This window comes from Nocardioides soli (assembly GCF_014191495.1).
GTDB lineage: Bacteria > Actinomycetota > Actinomycetes > Propionibacteriales > Nocardioidaceae > Nocardioides > Nocardioides soli.
Map to the genome: position 1 here is coordinate 543,563 of NZ_JACHWR010000002.1, position 18,033 is coordinate 561,595.

Here is an 18,033-nt window from a genome sequence, read left to right on the forward strand (position 1 = left end):
TCAGACGGCGGAGGCCTCGACGGTCAGGCGCAGTTGCCGTCGCCGGTGGCTGATCGCCTCGACCGTGAAGATGACGAGCGCGACCCAGACCAGCACGAAGCCGATCCAGCGGCCGGCGGGCATCTCCTCGTGGAACCAGAACACGCCGAGGCCGAACTGCAGGATCGGGGTGAGGTACTGCAGCAGGCCCAGGGTCACCATCGAGACGCGGGTGGCGGCGCCGCCGAAGCAGATCAACGGCACGGCCGTGATGATGCCGGTGGTGAGGAAGAGCAGCGCGTGTCCGGCGCCGTGGTTGCCGAAGTTGGACGACCCGGTGGCGCCCAGCCACAGCACGTAGACGAGTGCGAACGGCCCGATGACCGCCGTCTCGAAGGTCAGGCTCTCGGTCGCGCCGACGTTCGCGGTCTTCTTGCAGAGTCCGTAGCTGCCGAACGACAGCGCGAGGACCAGTGCGACGTACGGCAGGCGCCCGTAGTCGAGCGTGAGCACGACGACGGCCGCGATCGCGATGCCGATGGCGACCCACTGCGCCGGCCGCAGGCGCTCGTGCAGGATCAGCACACCCATGAGCACGGTCACCAGCGGGTTGATGAAGTAGCCGAGCGACGTCTCGACCACCCGGCCGTTGTTGACGCCCCAGATGTAGGTCACCCAGTTCACGCTGATCACAACGGCGGCGATGGTCAGCACGACCCGGACCCGGCGGTCCCGCGCGATCGCCCGCAGCTGCGGCGTACGCCGCACCAGCACGATCAGCGCGAGCATCGTCAGGCACGACCACAGCACCCGATGGGCGAGGATCTCGAACGCCCCGGCCGGCTCGAGGAGCGGCCAGTAGAGCGGGAACAGGCCCCACAGACCGTACGCCGCGACGCCCAGGAGGAAGCCGCGGCGCTGGTCTGGCACCGACCCAGGATAGGGTCAGACGACCGTCCAGGTGTCGCCGCCTCCGATGAGGGCGGCGAGGCGGTCGGTGGGGTCGCCGGGCGTGGCCTGCTGGGCGGTGGTGATCTGGCCGCGGGCCTGGTCGTCGTAGGTGGGGCGTTCGACCTGGCGGAAGATGCCGATGGGGGACTGGTTGAGGTAGCCGGCGTCGGTGAGTCGCGAGATCGCGAACGCGGTGGTGGGGTCGGGGTTGTGCGCGTCGTGGACGAGGATCGCATCGTCACCGACGTCTGCGACCGCGACGATCTTCACCCCGCCGGTCTGGCTGTCGCGGACCAGCCCTTTCGTACCGTTGCCGAAGACGATCGGCTCGCCGTGGACGAGCGGGATGATCGCGTCGGCCTTGGTGTCGTTGTCCTTGATCGCGTCGAAGGCGCCGTCGTTGAAGATGGGGCAGTTCTGGTAGATCTCGACCAGTGACGTGCCGCGGTGGGCGGCGGCCGCGGAGAGCACGGTGGTGAGGTGTTTGCGGTCGGAGTCGATGGTGCGGGCGACGAAGGTGGCTTCGGCGCCCAGCGCGAGGGAGACGGGGTTGAAGGGGTGGTCGAGGGAGCCCATGGGGGTCGATTTGGTGATCTTGCCGGCCTCGGAGGTGGGGGAGTACTGGCCCTTGGTGAGGCCGTAGATGCGGTTGTTGAACAGCAGGATCGTCATGTTGACGTTGCGGCGCAGGGCGTGGATGAGGTGGTTGCCGCCGATGGAGAGGGCGTCGCCGTCGCCGGTGACGACCCAGACGGAGAGGTCTTCGCGGGCGGTGGCGATGCCGGTGGCGATGGAGGGTGCACGGCCGTGGATGGAGTGCATGCCGTAGGTGTCGAGGTAGTAGGGGAACCGGCTGGAGCAGCCGATGCCGGAGACGAAGACGATGTTCTCGCGGCGTAGGCCGAGGTCGGGTAGGAAGCCTTGGACGGCCTTGAGGACGGCGTAGTCGCCGCAGCCGGGGCACCAGCGGACCTCTTGGTCGGAGGTGAAGTCCTTGCCGGTCTGGGGCTGGTCGGTGGTGGGGACCAGCTCGACACCCGAACGGAGTCCGGGGAACGGAAGCCCGGTGGTGCTCACTTGCCTGCCTCCTGAGGAGTGAGGTCGACGGTGACTCCCTCGGCGTCGGCCACGAGGCCGCCGATCGCCTCGGCGAGTGCCGCGGCCTTGAGGGGCATGCCGTTGATCTGGTTGTAGCCGATGGCGTCGACGAGGTATCTGCCGCGCAGCAGCAGCGACAGCTGGCCGAGGTTCATCTCGGGGACGAGGACCTTGTCGTAGCGGTGGAGGATGTCGCCGAGGTCGTGGGGGAAGGGGTTGAGGTGGCGCAGGTGGACCTGCGCGACGTGGTGGCCGGCCTTGCGGACGCGGCGTACGCCGGCGCCGATGGGGCCGTAGGTGGAGCCCCAGCCGATCACGAGGACCTTGGCCTTGCCGTGTCCTGGGGGGCCGGAGGGGTCGTCGACCTCGAGTGGGGGGAGGGAGTCGGCGATCCGGTCGATCTTGGCCTGGCGGGTGCGGACCATGAGGTCGTGGTTGGCGGGGTCGTAGGAGATGTTGCCGGTGATGTCGGCCTTCTCGATGCCGCCGATGCGGTGCTCGAGGCCGGCGATGCCCGGGGGCGCCCAGGGACGCGCCAGCGTCTCGGCGTCGCGGGCGTACGGCTGGAACTTCCCGTCCTCGGTCAGGTCCTCGGCAGTCGCGAACGCCGGGTCGATCTTCGGCAGGTCGACGATCTCGGGGATCCGCCAGGGTTCGGAGCCGTTGGCGAGGTAGCCGTCGGAGAGCAGCATCACGGGCGTGCGGTAGGTGATGGCGATGCGGGCGGCCTCGAGGGCGGCGTCGAAGCAGTCGCCCGGTGACTGCGGCGCGACGATCGGGACCGGCGCCTCGCCGTTGCGGCCGTACATGGCCTGGAGGAGGTCGGCCTGTTCGGTCTTGGTGGGCAGGCCCGTGGAGGGGCCGCCGCGTTGGACGTCGATGACGACTAGGGGGAGCTCGGTCATCACGGCCAGGCCGATGGCCTCGGACTTCAGCGCGATCCCGGGTCCGGAGGTGGTGGTCACGCCCAGGGAGCCGGCGAAGGAGGCGCCGATCGCGGAGCCGATGCCGGCGATCTCGTCCTCGGCCTGCAAGGTGGTGACGCCGAAGGCCTTGTGCTTGGACAGCTCGTGGAGGATGTCGGAGGCCGGGGTGATCGGGTAGGAGCCCAGGAACACCGGGAGCCCGGACTGGACGCCGCCGGCGACCAGGCCGTAGGCCAGGGCGAGGTTGCCGGTGATGTTGCGGTAGACCCCCGGGGCCATCGGGGCGGGCTTGATCTCGTAGGAGACCACGAACGCCTCGGTGGTCTCCCCGAAGTTCCAGCCGGCCTTGAACGCGGTGATGTTCGCGTCGCGGATCGCCTCGACCTTCGCGAACCGCTTCTCCAGGAACGCGATGGTGGGCTCGGTCGGGCGGCCGTACATCCACGAGAGCAGCCCGAGGGCGAACATGTTCTTCGCCCGGGCGGCGTCCTTGCGGGACAGGCCGAACTCCTTGACCGCCTCGACCGTCATCCCGGTCAGGTCCACCGGCTGCACCGCGAACGCCCCCAGCGGGTCGTTCGCATCACCCAGCAGGTCCAGCGGGTTCGACTCATACCCGGCCTTGGTCAGGTTCCGGGCGGTGAAGTCGTGGGTGTCCACGATGATCGTCGCGCCCTGGGGCAGATCACCCAGGTTCGCCCGCAACGCCGCCGGATTCATCGCCACCAACACATCCGGCGCATCCCCCGCGGTCAGGATGTCGTGATCGGCGAAGTGCACCTGGAACGACGACACGCCCGGCAACGTGCCCTGCGGGGCCCGGATCTCGGCCGGGAAGTTCGGCAACGTCACCAGATCATTGCCGAACACCGCCGACTCCTGAGTGAACCGATCACCCGTCAGCTGCATCCCATCACCGGAATCACCAGCAAACCGGATGATCACCCGATCGAGCTGCTTGACCTGCTTGTTAGACACCGGCCGCGCCCACTTCCCTCAGTTGCGTGCTTCCGTCGTCGGCCCGCGCCCCATGGCGGGCGGACGACCCCCTCGATCGTACTGGCGGTACGGCGGAACAGAAGCGCCGTTCATCCTGACCGCCTCCCGACTTCTCCACGATAGACCGCCGCCCCGGTCTCCCGCGGGTGTCTCTTCAGGTGAGCGCCCGCCCGCGTGTGACGCAGGACACGCCCCGCCCAGGAGGTGGGCATTGGACACTAACCGCCTAAAGTCGAGTAATCTCCTCGTTATTCACTAGAAACCGCCCGAGCGTGGGCGGCGGGAAAGAGGAGAGATGAAGACTTCGATCAAGGTTGCGGCGGTCGCGGTCGCCGGGGTGCTGGCCTTGACCGGCTGCTCGACTGCGGACGGCAGTGACAGCGGGGAGACCCTGGACATCAACGCGTTCTCCGTCATGGAGGCCGCCAACGAGCCGGTGTTCGCCGACTTCCAGAAGACCGACGCGGGCGACGGCGTCGAGTTCCAGACGTCGTACGGCGCGTCCGGTGACCAGAGCCGCGCCGTCGTCGCGGGTGCCGACGCCGACGTCGTCCACTACTCGCTGGAGACCGACGTGACCCGCCTGGTGGACGAGGGGTTGGTCGCGAAGGACTGGAAGGACAACGCGACCGACGGCATCGCCACGTCGTCGGTGGTGGTGTTCGTGGTCCGGAAGGGAAACCCCGACGACATCCAGACCTGGGACGACCTCGTGAAGCCCGGGGTCGAGATCATCACCCCGAACCCGGGCTCGTCCGGCTCGGCCCGCTGGAACATACTCGCCGCGTGGGCCCACATCACCGGCAACGGTGGCTCCGAGGCCGACGCCAAGGCGTTCATGACCAAGCTCCTCGGCAACACCATCGCGCTTCCGAGCAGCGGTCGCGACGCCACCACGGCGTTCACCCAGGGGAACGGCGACGTGCTCCTCTCCTACGAGAACGAGGCGATCCTCGCCAAGCAGAACGGCCAGGACGTCGACTACGTCGTACCGCCGGACACGCTGCTGATCCAGAACCCCGCCGCGGTTACGACCGACGCGGACGACACCGCCCAGGCGTTCCTCGACTTCATGACCTCCCCCGAGGCCCAGGCCGACTACGCCACCTCCGGCTTCCGCCCGGTCGTCGACGGCGTCGACATCCCCGAGGTCGAGGGCGCCAACGACCCGAGCGACCCGTTCCCGGCTCCGGACGAGCTCTTCACCATCGACGACGACTTCGGCGGCTGGTCCGAAGCGGCGGACAAGTTCTTCGGCGACGGCGAGGACGGCAACCCGCTGGGCATCATCACCGAGCTCCAGCAGCAGACCGGCAAGGTGGGTGAGGAGTGACGTCAGCCCTCGCCGGGGTCACGGGCGCGGCAGCCGAGCCGGCGTCCCGCGAGGGACGCCGGCCTCGGCGCTCTCGTCGTGCGACCCCGAGGAACACGCTCACCAAGGGAGCCGCCCTGGGCCTCGGCGTCACCATGGTCTGGTTCAGCATCCTCGTGCTGATCCCGCTGGCCGCCATCGTCGCGACCGCGAGCGAGAACGGCTGGAGCCAGTACGTCGCCACCCTGCAGAACCCGCAGACCTGGGCCGCGATCAAGCTGACGGTCGGCCAGGCGCTGCTCGTCACGGTGATCAACATCGTGATGGGCACGGTGATCGCCTGGGTGCTGGTCCGTGACCGGTTCCCGGGCAAGGCGATCCTCGATGTCATCATCGACGTGCCGTTCGCGCTGCCCACGATCGTCGCGGGGCTGGTGCTGCTCGCGCTCTACGGACCCAACAGTCCGATCGGGGTGCACTGGGCCAACACCGAGCGCGCCGTCTTCCTCGCGCTCGCCTTCGTGACGCTGCCGTTCATCGTGCGCACCGTGCAGCCCGTGCTCGAGGAGCTCGAGTCCGACGTCGAGGAAGCCGCGGCCTCGCTGGGGGCCAGCCGGACGACGATCATCCGGCGCATCGTGCTGCCGAGCCTGACCCCGGCCATCGCCGCCGGCGCGGCGCTGTCCTTCGCCCGCGCCATCTCGGAGTACGGCTCGCTGGTGCTGCTGAGCGGCAACCTGCCGTTCCGCACCGAGGTGGTGTCGGTGCGGGTGCTGTCGTTCATCGAGAACGGGAACACCGCCTCCGCGGCCGCGCTCGCGACGATCATGCTGGCGGTGGCGCTGCTGGTCATCGTCGTGCTGGACATCGTGCAGAGGCGGGTGTCGCGCCGTGGTTGAGGTCTCCACTCCCGTCCGCTGGGCGCTCCGTCTCGCGGCGGTCGCGTACGTGTTCTTCCTGGTCGCGTGGCCGGTGGCGCTGGTCGTCCGGCAGACGTTCTCGAACGGGCTCGACAACCTCATCGAGGCCTTCCAGGACCCGCACGTCGTCAACGCGCTCGAGCTGACCCTGATGGTCGCCTTCTGGGCGGTCGTGATCAACACGCTCTTCGGCGTGACCATCTCGATCCTGCTGGTCCGCTACGAGTTCCCGGGCAAGCGGCTGCTCTCGGCCCTGATCGACGTGCCGCTGTCGGTGTCGCCGGTCGTCGTCGGCCTGGCGCTGCTGCTGGTCTACAACGGCCGGGACGGCTGGTTCGGGCCCACGTTGGAGGCCAACGGCCTCCAGGTCATCTTCGACACGCCCGGCATGATCATGGCCACCTGCTTCGTCGCACTCCCGCTGGTCATCCGCGAGGTCGTGCCGACACTCACGGAGGTCGGCGACGACCAGGAGCAGGCGGCCCGCAGCCTGGGCGCGAACGCACGCCAGACCTTCTGGCGGATCACGCTGCCCAGCATCAAGTGGGCCGTGATCTACGGCGTGGTGCTCAGCCTGGCCCGATCCCTCGGCGAGTTCGGCGCGGTCAAGATCGTCTCGGGCAACGTCACCGGCCGCACCCAGACCGCGACGCTGATGGTGGAGGCGAAGTACCAGAACTTCCAGCAGGGCACGGCGTACGCGACGTCGTTCCTGCTGATCCTGGTCAGCATCGCCTGCCTCGTCGTCGTCGCCGTGCTGCGGCCCAAGCACCCGTGACCGCCCCGCCCTGCTCGCCAGGACCTCACAGCAAGGAACCGAATCAGCCATGAGCATCGATGTCTCAGGTGTCACCAAGACCTTCGGGGACTTCGTCGCGCTCGACGACGTCTCCGTCTCCCTGCCCACCGGCCAGCTGACCGCGCTGCTCGGTCCGTCGGGCGGTGGGAAGTCCACGCTGCTGCGCGTCATCGCGGGCCTCGAGACCGCCGACACCGGTCGGGTCACGATCGAGGGCGTGGACGCGACGAGGCTGCCGCCCCAGAAGCGCAACGTCGGCTTCGTGTTCCAGCACTACGCGGTGTTCAAGCACATGACGGTCGCCAAGAACGTCGCGTTCGGCCTCGAGATCCGCAAGCGGCCGAAGGCCGAGATCGCGGCGCGGGTCGACGAGCTGCTGCGACTGGTGCACCTCTCGCAGTTCTCGCACCGGCTCCCCTCGCAGCTCTCCGGCGGCCAGCGACAGCGGATGGCGCTGGCCCGCGCGCTCGCCGTCGAGCCCAAGGTGCTGCTGCTCGACGAGCCGTTCGGCGCGCTCGACGCCAAGGTGCGCAAGGAGCTGCGCGACTGGCTCCGCCGGCTGCACGACGAGGTGCACGTGACCACGGTCTTCGTCACCCATGATCAGGAGGAGGCGATGGAGGTCGCCGACGAGATCGTGGTGATCAACGACGGCCGCGTCGAGCAGGTCGGCACACCGGACCAGCTCTACGACGAGCCCGCCAACGACTTCGTGATGAGCTTCCTCGGCGAGGTCACCACCCTGGGCGGCGTACTGCTGCGGCCGCACGACGTACACATCTCGACGACGCCCCAGCTCGCCGGCGCCGCCGAGGGCACGGTCTCGCGGGTGCTGCGGGTCGGCTTCGAGGTCCGGGTCAACGTGCTCACCGACGACGGCGAGGACGTGCTGCTCGTGCTCACCCGGACCCACGCCCGCCAGCTCGGCATCGAGCCCGGCGTCCGTGTCTGGGTGACCCCCGCCTCGGGTGCGCTCACGGTCCCGAGCATGAAGGCGGCCGTCGGCTGAGCCGAGTCGGCGCTGTCTCGCCCCGGGGGGTAGGCGAGACGGCGCCGACTCGACCTCAGCGGTAGTTCGTGAACTGCACCGCGAAGTCGTAGTCCTGGGCCTTGACCAGCGCGATCACGGCCTGCAGGTCGTCGCGCTTCTTCGAGGAGACCCGCAGCTCGTCGCCCTGGATCTGGGCCTTGACGCCCTTGGGGCCCTCGTCGCGGATCAGCTTGGAGATCTTCTTGGCGTTCTCGGAGGAGATGCCCTCCTTGAGCGCGATCGCGATCTTGCTCTGCTGGCCCGACTGGCGGGGCTCGGAGGCGTCGAGGACCTTGAGGCTCACGTCGCGCTTGACCAGCTTGCCCTTGAACACGTCGAGCACGGCGCTCGCCCGGTCGTCCGCGGACGCCGAGATCTCGATCGCCTGCTCGCCCTGCCACTCGATCGTGGCCCCGGTGCCCTTGAAGTCGAACCGGGTGGCGATCTCGCGCGCGGTCTGGCCGAGCGCGTTGTCGACCTCCTGGCGGTCGATCTTGCTGACGATGTCGAACGACGAGTCGGCCATGGTTTCTCCCTCTCGAGCCGGCGGGTCGGCAGTTTCGTCCCGCTGATGTGCCTGCGCTATTGTTTCGCCTTGCTGCCAGTGGGCCAAACGGGGCCCGCTCGGAAGCGCCGAGGCAGGTTGCCCGAGCGGCCAATGGGAGCGGACTGTAAATCCGTCGGCTTACGCCTTCGCAGGTTCGAATCCTGCACCTGCCACCAGTCGGGATAGTGCCCCTGGCCTGCGGAGACGCGGGTCGGGGGCCTTCGTCTTCTGTCCGTCTTGCGTGGGCCGACCTGCTGTCGGTGCGCAGGAGCCACGCGTGGTCGCAGGCAGTCGCGCAGGTGTCTCCGAAGGCGGCGCTGATGCGCGTGGCGTGTGCGGCGACGCCCATCGCGACCGATACGCGACCGTCTCCGAGCGTCCCGGCGGAGGCGGAGTAGGGCCCTTCGAGGGAAAGCGCTGCAGACCGACGGTGAGCGGAATGCAGTGCGGGACCTGCGCCTCGCTCCTCCAGCCTGGCTGACGAGCTGGCTGGACAGGGAGAGCCGTCGGCGCTCGAAAGTGCCCACCGGTGCGCCGTCTCGCGGCGCGGCGCCGGTCAACGGATCGGCGCGGGGCCCCCTGAGCGCACCGCGGCTAGGCAGGCGGGGCAGTTGGCCGCGTCCGCAGACCCATCGGGGAACGTGATCGACCAGAACACTTGCCAGGAGGCGGACGTCTCGCCGCACGCGGTCGACGCGTTCCCGATCCGTTTGGCGTGGAGGACCCCGTTGGGCACGCGTTCGACGACCCCGAGGCCGACTCGCCAGCCGGCATGACGCGCCACGGAGCGCCAGGGCTCGGCGCCCGGTGAGTGCGGTCGGTACGAGGTCGGGGGAGGTGGGAGCGACGCCATAATCTGATATTGACATCGAAGTCGGATTTGTGCGAGTGTGCGGCGACCGCGATGTGGCGGAGGACACAAGCTCGGGATTCTCTCTCAGCGAAAGGCATTCCAGATGCGCAAGATCGGACCGGGTCGCAAGGCGGCCCTGCTCGTCGCCGGAGCAGTGCTCGCCGGTGGATCGCTCACTGCCTGCTCCAGCTCGGCCGACAAGAGCCCGGACGAGTCCGCGGATCAGGCGACGTCGAACGGCGACGCGAACGAGGCCAGCGGCGAGGTCGACGACCTGACCATCGGCCTCATCTCCCACAACATCGCATCGCCGGGCATCAAGCTCTACCGCGACGTCTTCACCGAGCTCGCGGAGGCCCGCGGGTGGACCGTCAAGAGCGTCGACACGTCCGGTGACGTCGTCGCTGCGGTCAACCAGACCAAGCAGTGGGTCGACGAAGGTGTCGACGTGATCGTCAACGACACCGTGCCGAACGACCTGATGACCGACGGCATCAAGGCCGCCAACGACGCCGACGTCCCGTGGTTCTCCGTGTCGTCGGGTGGTGGTGTCGAGGGCGTGACCAACGAGGTCGAAGCCAACGAATACCAGAGCGGGGCCCAGCTCGCGCTGGCCATGGTCGACGCGATGGGCGGCGAGGGCAACATCCTCCGCCTGACCTGGAGCGGCCTCCAGTCGATTCGCGAGCGCTCCGCTGCTCTCGACGCGATCACCGCCACTCGCGAGAACGTGAAGGTCGTCAAGACCATCGAGCTCAAGGTGCCGGGGTGGGCCGAGGACTCCTACAAGCAGGTCACCAACTACCTGCAGACCCATGACGACGTCGACGCCATCTGGATGCCGTGGGACGACTTCGCCGTCGATGTGTCCCGCGCCGTCGAGGAGTCGGGCCAGGACGACGTCATCATCGGTGGCTTCGATCTCGACGACTCCGCGGCGGACCTGCTTCGCAAGGGTGGTCCGTTCGTGATGACCAACGCGCTCAACATCCCGGCCATGGCCTCCAAGTCCATCGCGCTGATCGAGGCAGAGGCCTCCGGCCAGGACGTCCCGGCGATGTCGTACGTCCCGAACTGCCTCGCGACCCAGGACAACATCCCGGACCAGGGCGGCCGTGACTCCGTTGAGTTCTGGACCAGGTGCTACGAGGAGCCGCTCGACCTCCTCGCCGACCTGAGCTGACGCGGAGAGCTGCCCCGGGGCCGAAGGAGACGGACCGACGATGGATGACACGGTGGGTGACCTCGACGCCGCAGCTGCGGTGCCGGTTCTCGACGTACGTGACCTGGTCAAGGACTATCCGGGGCAGCGCGCGCTCGACGGCGCCGCGTTCGAGGTGCGACAGGGGGAGATCCACGGCCTCCTCGGCGAGAACGGCGCCGGCAAGTCGACGTTGATCAAGTGCGTCGGTGGGGTCGTCCGTCCCACCTCCGGAGAGATCCGGGTGGTGGGCCAGGAGGTGACCCTCCGCTCGGCCAAGGACGCCCACGCGCTGGGCATCAGCATCATCCACCAGCAGTCGAACCTCGTGGGGTCCCTGTCGATCGCCGACAACCTGGCGGTCGGCGACTCCTCGTCGTTGCTGGTGCACCCGCGCGCGGAACGACGCCGCGTGAGGGAGATGCTCGACGAGGTCGGCCTCGACCTCGACCCACGCGTCCTCGTTGCTTCCCTCCGGCCGCACGAGAGCGCGATGGTGGCGGTTGCGAAGGCGCTGCACTCGCACGCGAAGCTGGTGATCCTGGACGAGCCGACCACCGCGTTGTCCGCGGAGGAGACCGACATCCTGTTCGGCCAGATCCGCTCACTCGCGAGCCGTGGCACGGCGTTCGTGTACGTGTCGCACCGACTCGGCGAGGTTTTCCGCCTCGTCGACCGCGTGACCGTCCTGCGCTCGGGTCGCAGGATCGGCACGTGGGACGCACCGGCCGAGAACCAGCCGGCGATCCTCGACGCAATCGTGGGTGACAAGGTTCCCCAGCGGGCAGAGCAGTCCAACGGTCCCGACCGCGGGCGGCCCCTCATCGAGGTCCGCAACCTCGCGGTCGAGCCGTGTGCCGACGTCGCGTTCGTCGCGCACGAGCGCGAGGTCGTCGGCCTGGCCGGCCTCACCGGCTCTGGTGCGGAGGAGGTCGCGAGCGTGCTCTCGGGAGCGGTGCGTCCCGCGAGCGGCGCCGTGCTGGTGCGGGGCGAGGAGGTCCGGCTGGGCCTGCCTCGCCGGGCAATCCGGGCGGGCATCGCGACGATCCCCAAGGACCGCCATCGCGAGGCCCTGTTGCCGGGCTTCAGCATCAGGGAGAACATCAGCCTCGCCTCGTCGGGACGGTTTCTCACCGACCCCGTCTCCCGTACGGTCCGCCCGGACCGGGAGCGGCGTGCGGTGACCGAGGCCATGCAGTCGCTCCGGGTGAAGGCCACCGGCCCGCAGCAGAGCGTCTCGACACTCAGCGGTGGTAACCAGCAGAAGGTCGTGATCGCCCGCTGGCTCCTCGAGGACTTCGCGGGCTACGTCTTCATCGACCCCTGCGCGGGCGTCGACATCGGCGCGAAGGCCGAGATCTACAACATCATCCGCGCGCGTGCACGTGCGGGCGCGGCCGTCGTCTTCACCTCGTCCGAGCCCGAAGAGTACCAGCGCGTGTGTGACCGGGTCCTGGTGTTCCACCAGGGCCGCATGGTCGCCGAGCTCGTCGGCCCGGAGATCGAGGAAAACGCGATCGTCCGCTCTTCGCTCGAGCCGCCCGCTCAGCACACCCTCAACCAGAAGGAAGCGGTCTCATGAGTGCATCGGTGGCAGCGGCGGCGCCGAAGTCCCGCCTCGACGTGGTCGGGTTGCTCAGCAGGTGGGGGACGATCGCCAGTCTCGTCCTCCTGGTGGTGTTCTTCTCGCTGAAGGAGGACGACGCGTTCGCCAACAGTCGGAACTTCATCAACATCCTGAACCAGGTCTCGATCCTGGCGATCCTGGCGGCGGGCCTGACCGTCTGCCTCACGATGGGCCTGTTCGACCTGAGCATCGGCTCGATCGCGACCCTCGGTGGCTACCTGGCGCTGAGATGGGGAGCCGAGGACAAGTTCGGTCTCGGTCCGTACGGCGTGCTGCTGATCGTGCTTCTCGCCGCGGTCGTCATCGGCGTCGCCAACGGCGTGATCGTCAGCTATCTCGGGGTGTCCGCGTTCATCGCGACCCTCGCGACCGCCTCGATCCTGGACGGCATCGCGCTCGGCTACTCCGACACCGCCACGGTGCAGGTGGGCATTCCGTTCCAGATCCTGGATCTGGGCCAGGCCAAGTTCGGCCCGATCCCGTCACCGGTCGTGATCATGGCCGTGGTCATGCTCGTGCTCTGGTTCTTCCTCGAGCGCACGCAGATGGGTCGCCACATGTACGCGATTGGCGGCAATCCGACTGCCGCGCGTCTGGCCGGCGTGCGCATCAAGTACTACGCGATCCTGGCGCTCTCCATCTCCGCCGTGTGTGCCGTGCTCGGCGGCACCGTCGCGGATGCGATCATCGGGGCGGGCCGTCCCTACGGCGTCGGCTCGGTCTACCTGCTCGACGCCTTCGCGGCGGCCTTCATCGGTGCTGCGACCCTGCGACCGGGACGCTTCCACATTCTCGGCACGCTCGTCGGCGTGCTGCTGCTCGGCGTGATCAACAACGGCCTGTCGATCATGGGCGCCGAGACGTTCTGGCAATACATCGTCAAGGGCGCGATCCTCATCGTCGCGGTCTTCCTCTCCGGCACCGTCTCCCTGCGCCGGCAGGGGGTGTGACCGGATGACGCTGGCCCTGTCGGCCTCGGTCAGCCTCCGCCTGGACGGCGGCGTCCTCGAGCTGCTCAGCGGCTCCTGTGGTGTATGCCTGCCCTGCCGGCGCGGCCACGCGGACCACTGCGTCGCTCCCGGTCCGGCCACCGTGGTCGCCCGGTGGTCGGGTCACCCGGAGGAGCGTCCCGACCTGGAGGCGTGTGCCGCCGCGATCTGCACGGTGGAGGCCCTCGCCCGGACGAGCGCCGGGCCGCGGATCGGCGTGGTCGGCACCGGAGCCGTGCGTGACGTGGTCGCCGCCTGCCTGGCGGGCCTGCCCGACGTCTCGGTCGTCGAGCCGCACGGCGACGATCGCGGTCGCGACGAGGTGCGTCGCCTGTCGACCGCTCTGCGGACCGGCCCGTCCGGCCGTCCGAGCGACGTCGTGGTCACACTCGACGGCGATCTGCGGCTCGCAGGCCTCCTGGTGCGCCGTGGGGGTGCGGTGGTGAGTCCCGTTCCGGTGCGAGTGCCGATCCCGATGACCGCGCTGGTCCAACGTGAGCTGACCGTCGTCCCCACGCTCGACGTGGCGACCCGGGCCGCCGAGTCGCCGCTCCTGGCCGAGCTGGCGCGACGGGCCCGGGAGCAGGTGGCCGCGTGAGCGCGTCGCAGGGGCGCCGGGTCGCTCTGGTGACCGGCGCCGGCCGAGCCGGTGGCATCGGCCGGGCGATCGCGGAGCGCCTGCTGACCGACGGCTGCGCGGTCGCGGTGAGCGACCTGGGCGCACGCATGCCGGACAGCCCGGACTACCACGTGCCCTCCGAGTGCGAGCTCGACCGCACGGTGAAGGAGTTGAGCGAGCTCGGCCCGGTGACCGGCGTCCGCTGTGACGTCCGCGACGAGGCCGAGGTCGAGGCGATGGTCGCCTCGGTCGTCGCCGACCACGGCCGCCTCGACATCCTGGTCAACAACGCCGGTATCGGCGGCGGCCTCGGTGAAGTCGTCGACCTGCCGCTCGCCGAGTGGCAGCGCAACCTCGACGTGATGGCCACTGGCGTGTTCCTCTGCTCCCGTGCGGCGGCGCGCCACCTGGTCGGGCGCGGCGAGGGCGGCCGGATCATCACGATCGCCTCACAGGCCGGCAAGAGTGGGATGCCGCTCCTGGCCGCCTACTCGGCCGCGAAGTTCGCCGCGATCGGCTTCACGCAGTCGCTCGCGCACGAGCTCGGCCCGCACGGGATCACCGTGAACGCGATCTGCCCGGGCACCATCGACACACCGCTGCTCGACCTTCCGGGCGGTCTCATGGAGGTCTACGCCCAGCGGTTCGGCATGGAGAAGGAGCGCTACCGCAGTCGCGTCACCAGGGCGATCCCGCTCGGGCGGTTCGGGCAGCCGGACGAGATCGCCTCATGCGCCTCCTGGCTCGCGTCCGAGGACGCCTCCTTCGTGACCGGCGCCGCCATCAACGTCACCGGCGGACAGGAGATGCACTGATGAGCGCATCCGTGGTCTTCCAGGGTCCGGGGTGGGTCGACCTCGCTGAGCGACCAGTGCCCGAGCCCGGCCCCTCCGACGCCGTCATCGCGGTCGAGGGCTGCGGCGTCTGCGGGTCCGACCTCACCAGCTACCGGGACGGCGCCTACGTGTCGCCGGGCCAGGTGATGGGGCATGAGTTCGTCGGCGCGGTCGTCGCGACGGGAGAGGAGTGCCGGGTCGCCGTCGGGGACCGGCTCGTCGTGCGCCCGATGCGGTCGTGCGAGCGTTGCTGGTACTGCCGGCGTGGAGACATCCACCTCTGTTCCGGTACCGCCGAGCTGAGTCTCAGTTTCGGCCTGCCGGGCGGGTACGCCGCGCACGTGCTCGTCCCCGACCCGCGCCCGGGTGTCGACGTGTTCGTACTGTCCGCGGCGGTCGATGTCCGTGACGCGATCTGGGTCGAGCCCCTCGCGGTCGCGCTGCACGCCGTGCGGCTCGCCGGACCGGTCGCCGGGCGCCGGGTGCTCGTCGTCGGTGCCGGCTCCATCGGCCTGTGCCTGCTCACCGCCGCCCGCCTGTCGGGGGCGACCACCGTGGTCGTGGAGCCGCGTGCCGTGCGCCGCGACCTCGCCGTCGCGCTCGGCGCCGACGCCGTCCTCGCCGATGCCGGCGAGCTGGCGGCGGGGAGTGTCGACGCCGTCCTCGACTCGACCGGAGTCCCTGCTGCGGTGGAAGGCGCGATCGGGGCGACCTTCCCCGGCTCGTCGGTCGTCCTCGTGGGCGTCACGCACCGCGATGTCGCGCTGCCGGAGGGCCGCTGGGTCCGTGGCTCGTTCGGCTACCAGGAGGGCGACTTCGCGGCCGCCGCCGAGCTCGTCGCAACCGGCCGTGCCCGCCTGGGGCGCGCGGTCACCCACGAGTTCCCCCTCACTTCCTTCGACGAGGCGATGACCGTCGCCGCGTCCGATCCGCGAGCAGGAAAGGTGGTCATCAGGCCATGACAGCGGTCAGCCCGGACACCCGGGGCACCGACGAACGGGGGACGTTGCTGCGTCTCTACCGGGAGATCGCGCGTGGGCGAGCGCTCGAGGACGTGGTCCACCGACTCGTGCAGGAGCGGTCGTTCCGGGGCTTCTTCCACCCGGGCCGCGGTCAGGAGGGGCTCCAGGCCGGCGTGTGCGCGGCGCTCGACTCCGACGACTACCTGCTCTACGCCCACCGTGGCCTGACCTACCTCACCGCCAAGGGCATGGACCCCGTGGAGGTCCTCGGCGACTTCCACGGCCGGGTTGTCGGCAGCACCCGCGGCCTCGGCGCCGGCACCGTGCACTGCGTCGACCCGGAGCGCGGGGTCATGGGCCAGGGTGGCACGCTCGGCAGCAGCTTCACCCTGTCAGCCGGTCTCGCGCTCGCGAGCAAGGCGCTCGGGGAGAGCAAGGTCGCCTGCGCCTTCTTCGGCGACGGGGCATCGGCGCGCGGAACCTTCCTCGAGGCCGGTGTGACCGCCAAAGCCTGGGGGCTTCCGGTCGTGTGGGTCTGCGAGAACAACGGCTGGGCCGTGTCGGCGCGCGTCCAGGACGTCCAGGGCACCAACGACATCGCACCCCGGGCCGAGGCGCTCGGGTTCCACACGCAGGTGGTCGACGGCCAGGACGCCCTGGCGGTCCACGAGGCGGCTCTCGAAGCCGTCGCTCAGGCACGCAGCGGTGTGCCCGCGTTCATCGAGGCCAAGACGGAGCGGATCGACGGCCACTACACCGGCGACATGCAGCCCTACCGCGACCGCGACGAGGTCGCCGTTGCCAAGGCTCGGGACCCGCTCGACCTCGCTGGGGGGCGCCTCGTCGCGCTCGGGGAGGACCCCGCCGCCCTCGCGCAGATCCGCGCGGAGGCCGAGGCCGAGATGGCCGCGGCGGACGCCGCCGCCCGACAGTCGCCGTTCCCGGACGGCTCGCGCATCCATGAAGGGTTGTGGGCATGACCGAGACGAAGCCGATCACCTATGCCTGGGCGATCAACCACGCCATCGACGAGGAGATGGAGCGCGACCCGGCCGTCTTCCTGATGGGCCAGGACGTCGGTCGGATGGGCGGCGTCTTCGGCCTGACCCGCGGTCTCTTCGACAAGTACGGCGCCGAGCGGGTACGCGACGTCTCGATCGTCGAGCACCTGGTCGTCGGCGGAGCCGTCGGTGCGGCGATGGGTGGACTGCGCCCGATCGCCGAGGTCCAGTTCGCGGACTTCCTGCTGCTCGCCGGTGACGAGAGCTTCCACAAGATGGCCAAGTGGCGCTACATGCACGGCGGCCGGCTCAGCGTCCCGATGGTGGTCCGGGCCCCCTGTGGTATCCAGGGCGGCGTCGGCGCCGAGCACTCCCAGTCGCCCGAGGGCCACTACTGGCACACACCCGGCGTGAAGATCGCCGTGCCGTCGAACCCCGCAGACGCCAAGGGCCTGCTGAAGTCGGCGATCCGGGACGACAACCCGGTGATCTACTTCGAGAACCGCCGCCTCTACCGCAACAAGGGCGTCGTCAGCCCGGACCCTGACCTACTGGTGCCGTTCGGCCGCGGCACCGTCGCGCGCCCGGGCAGCGACGTCACCGTCGTCGCCTGGTCGGCGATGGTCCCGGCCGCCCTCGAGGCCGCCGAGGTCCTCGAGCGCGAGGAGATCAGCGTCGAGATCATCGACCCACGCACGCTGGTGCCCTTCGACATGGAGACCGTCGCCGCATCGGTCCGCAAGACCTCGCGCCTGCTGGTCCTTCACGAGGCTTCGCTCACGGCCGGGCCGGGAGCCGAGATCGCCGCGCGCGCCGCGGACGAGCTGTTCGAGCTGCTCGACGCGCCCGTGAAGCGACTCGCCGGGGCCGACATCCCTATCCCGCAGAACATGGCGCTGGAGCCGTTCTGCTTCCCCCAGACCGACGAGATCGTCTCGGCGGTCCGTGACCTCGCCAAGTGGTGAGTCGCCGAGTGACGAAGGAGCTGACGCGGTGATCCGCTGGGTCTACCTGATCAAGTACCCGGAGGGTGTGTCGATCGAGGACGGCGAGCGCTGGTACCTCGGCACCCACACCCAGGAGGCGAAGCAGATGGCCGAGCACGGCCTCGTCTCCTACAAGACTTGGCGCGCGCTGACCGCACCGGTCGGCACCAAGAGCCGGTCGGCCGAGTTCCTCAACCAGTGGGTGAGGGTCACCGAGCTGGTCTTCCGTGACTGGGACGCCTACCGGGCCTCGGTCATCGACGCCCCGATCGAGTACAGCGGTGCGCCCTACGGGGAGAAGGGGTTCGAGTACACGACCGTCTTCCTCGGCGACGAGGCGCCGGAGTATGACCTCCTGCGCGAGGTCCCCGAGCTTCCCTGATCCACACGGCAGCGGG

General features: G+C 69.6%; 17 protein-coding genes and 1 tRNA gene. 14 read left to right on the forward strand and 4 right to left on the reverse strand.

Annotated features, from left to right (window positions below; all coding sequences use genetic code 11):
- Genes rarD through FHU40_RS13095 form a run of 3 tightly spaced genes read right to left on the reverse strand, consistent with a single transcriptional unit; the run spans nt 1 to nt 3,932 of the window.
- On the reverse strand, nt 1-909 hold the full coding sequence (rarD, locus tag FHU40_RS13085; protein WP_343057845.1) for an EamA family transporter RarD: 909 nt from the start codon (nt 907-909) through the stop codon (nt 1-3).
- Between the two features lie 15 nt (nt 910-924).
- Entirely contained in the window at nt 925-2,007 is a 1,083-nt protein-coding gene (locus FHU40_RS13090; protein ID WP_183592754.1) for a 2-oxoacid:ferredoxin oxidoreductase subunit beta, read from the reverse strand.
- Nucleotides 2,004-3,932 carry a 2-oxoacid:acceptor oxidoreductase subunit alpha gene (locus tag FHU40_RS13095; protein ID WP_343057846.1) on the reverse strand — a complete coding sequence of 643 codons (1,929 nt, stop codon included), beginning with the start codon at nt 3,930-3,932 and terminating at the stop codon, nt 2,004-2,006. The genes FHU40_RS13090 and FHU40_RS13095 overlap by 4 nt, the downstream gene beginning before the upstream one ends.
- A gap of 316 nt (nt 3,933-4,248) precedes the next feature.
- Here FHU40_RS13095 and FHU40_RS13100 point away from each other — a divergent pair, with 316 nt between their 5' ends.
- From FHU40_RS13100 to FHU40_RS13115, 4 genes are read left to right on the forward strand one after another with little or no spacing between them, the layout of a single operon-like run.
- Entirely contained in the window at nt 4,249-5,286 is a 1,038-nt protein-coding gene (locus FHU40_RS13100; RefSeq protein ID WP_183592756.1) for a sulfate ABC transporter substrate-binding protein, read from the forward strand.
- A complete protein-coding gene (gene cysT, locus FHU40_RS13105) occupies nt 5,283-6,164 on the forward strand; it encodes a sulfate ABC transporter permease subunit CysT (RefSeq protein WP_183592757.1) in 882 nt (293 codons plus the stop codon). Before FHU40_RS13100 ends, cysT begins: the two co-directional genes overlap by 4 nt.
- Entirely contained in the window at nt 6,157-6,963 is an 807-nt protein-coding gene (locus FHU40_RS13110) for a sulfate ABC transporter permease (protein ID WP_183592758.1), read from the forward strand. Before cysT ends, FHU40_RS13110 begins: the two co-directional genes overlap by 8 nt.
- A gap of 49 nt (nt 6,964-7,012) precedes the next feature.
- Entirely contained in the window at nt 7,013-7,993 is a 981-nt protein-coding gene (locus tag FHU40_RS13115) for a sulfate/molybdate ABC transporter ATP-binding protein (protein ID WP_183592759.1), read from the forward strand.
- A 55-nt stretch (nt 7,994-8,048) separates the two neighbouring features.
- On the opposite strand, the gene FHU40_RS13120 is transcribed toward FHU40_RS13115, so the two are convergent.
- The gene (locus tag FHU40_RS13120; RefSeq protein ID WP_183592760.1) at nt 8,049-8,540 is read right to left on the reverse strand and encodes a YajQ family cyclic di-GMP-binding protein; all 492 of its coding nucleotides are present in this window, start codon (nt 8,538-8,540) and stop codon (nt 8,049-8,051) included.
- Between the two features lie 111 nt (nt 8,541-8,651).
- On the opposite strand from FHU40_RS13120, the gene FHU40_RS13125 reads away from it, so the two are divergent.
- The 10 genes from FHU40_RS13125 (at nt 8,652) to FHU40_RS13170 (ending at nt 18,017) form a co-directional block, all read left to right on the forward strand.
- Nucleotides 8,652-8,737, forward strand: a tRNA-Tyr gene (locus FHU40_RS13125).
- A gap of 780 nt (nt 8,738-9,517) precedes the next feature.
- Nucleotides 9,518-10,597 (forward strand): sugar ABC transporter substrate-binding protein, encoded by a 1,080-nt coding sequence (locus tag FHU40_RS13130; RefSeq protein WP_183592761.1) that lies wholly within the window; start codon nt 9,518-9,520, stop codon nt 10,595-10,597.
- Between the two features lie 40 nt (nt 10,598-10,637).
- Nucleotides 10,638-12,197, forward strand: a complete 1,560-nt coding sequence (locus tag FHU40_RS13135; RefSeq protein WP_183592762.1) for a sugar ABC transporter ATP-binding protein — start codon at nt 10,638-10,640, stop codon at nt 12,195-12,197.
- Complete coding sequence (locus tag FHU40_RS13140; protein WP_183592763.1) at nt 12,194-13,192, forward strand: ABC transporter permease; 999 nt, start codon at nt 12,194-12,196, stop codon at nt 13,190-13,192. The genes FHU40_RS13135 and FHU40_RS13140 overlap by 4 nt, the downstream gene beginning before the upstream one ends.
- Nucleotides 13,193-13,196: 4 nt before the next feature.
- Nucleotides 13,197-13,829, forward strand: a complete 633-nt coding sequence (locus FHU40_RS13145; protein WP_183592764.1) for a hypothetical protein — start codon at nt 13,197-13,199, stop codon at nt 13,827-13,829.
- A complete protein-coding gene (locus tag FHU40_RS13150; protein ID WP_183592765.1) occupies nt 13,826-14,665 on the forward strand; it encodes an SDR family oxidoreductase in 840 nt (279 codons plus the stop codon). Before FHU40_RS13145 ends, FHU40_RS13150 begins: the two co-directional genes overlap by 4 nt.
- Nucleotides 14,665-15,648, forward strand: a complete 984-nt coding sequence (locus FHU40_RS13155) for a zinc-dependent alcohol dehydrogenase (RefSeq protein WP_183592766.1) — start codon at nt 14,665-14,667, stop codon at nt 15,646-15,648. Before FHU40_RS13150 ends, FHU40_RS13155 begins: the two co-directional genes overlap by 1 nt.
- Nucleotides 15,645-16,628, forward strand: a complete 984-nt coding sequence (locus FHU40_RS13160) for a thiamine pyrophosphate-dependent dehydrogenase E1 component subunit alpha (protein WP_183592767.1) — start codon at nt 15,645-15,647, stop codon at nt 16,626-16,628. Before FHU40_RS13155 ends, FHU40_RS13160 begins: the two co-directional genes overlap by 4 nt.
- Entirely contained in the window at nt 16,625-17,614 is a 990-nt protein-coding gene (locus FHU40_RS13165) for an alpha-ketoacid dehydrogenase subunit beta (RefSeq protein ID WP_183592768.1), read from the forward strand. The genes FHU40_RS13160 and FHU40_RS13165 overlap by 4 nt, the downstream gene beginning before the upstream one ends.
- Nucleotides 17,615-17,642: 28 nt before the next feature.
- Nucleotides 17,643-18,017, forward strand: a complete 375-nt coding sequence (locus tag FHU40_RS13170) for a hypothetical protein (protein ID WP_183592769.1) — start codon at nt 17,643-17,645, stop codon at nt 18,015-18,017.
- Nucleotides 18,018-18,033 lie beyond the last annotated feature (16 nt).

Coding starts and splice junctions, on each gene's coding strand:
- FHU40_RS13100 (WP_183592756.1), top strand. CDS start 4,249: ATGAAGACTTCGATCAAGGTTGCGGCGGTCGCGGTCGCCGGGGTGCTG.
- FHU40_RS13115 (WP_183592759.1), top strand. CDS start 7,013: ATGAGCATCGATGTCTCAGGTGTCACCAAGACCTTCGGGGACTTCGTC.
- FHU40_RS13120 (WP_183592760.1), bottom strand. CDS start 8,540: ATGGCCGACTCGTCGTTCGACATCGTCAGCAAGATCGACCGCCAGGAG.
- FHU40_RS13130 (WP_183592761.1), top strand. CDS start 9,518: ATGCGCAAGATCGGACCGGGTCGCAAGGCGGCCCTGCTCGTCGCCGGA.
- FHU40_RS13135 (WP_183592762.1), top strand. CDS start 10,638: ATGGATGACACGGTGGGTGACCTCGACGCCGCAGCTGCGGTGCCGGTT.
- FHU40_RS13140 (WP_183592763.1), top strand. CDS start 12,194: ATGAGTGCATCGGTGGCAGCGGCGGCGCCGAAGTCCCGCCTCGACGTG.
- FHU40_RS13145 (WP_183592764.1), top strand. CDS start 13,197: ATGACGCTGGCCCTGTCGGCCTCGGTCAGCCTCCGCCTGGACGGCGGC.
- FHU40_RS13155 (WP_183592766.1), top strand. CDS start 14,665: ATGAGCGCATCCGTGGTCTTCCAGGGTCCGGGGTGGGTCGACCTCGCT.
- FHU40_RS13160 (WP_183592767.1), top strand. CDS start 15,645: ATGACAGCGGTCAGCCCGGACACCCGGGGCACCGACGAACGGGGGACG.
- FHU40_RS13165 (WP_183592768.1), top strand. CDS start 16,625: ATGACCGAGACGAAGCCGATCACCTATGCCTGGGCGATCAACCACGCC.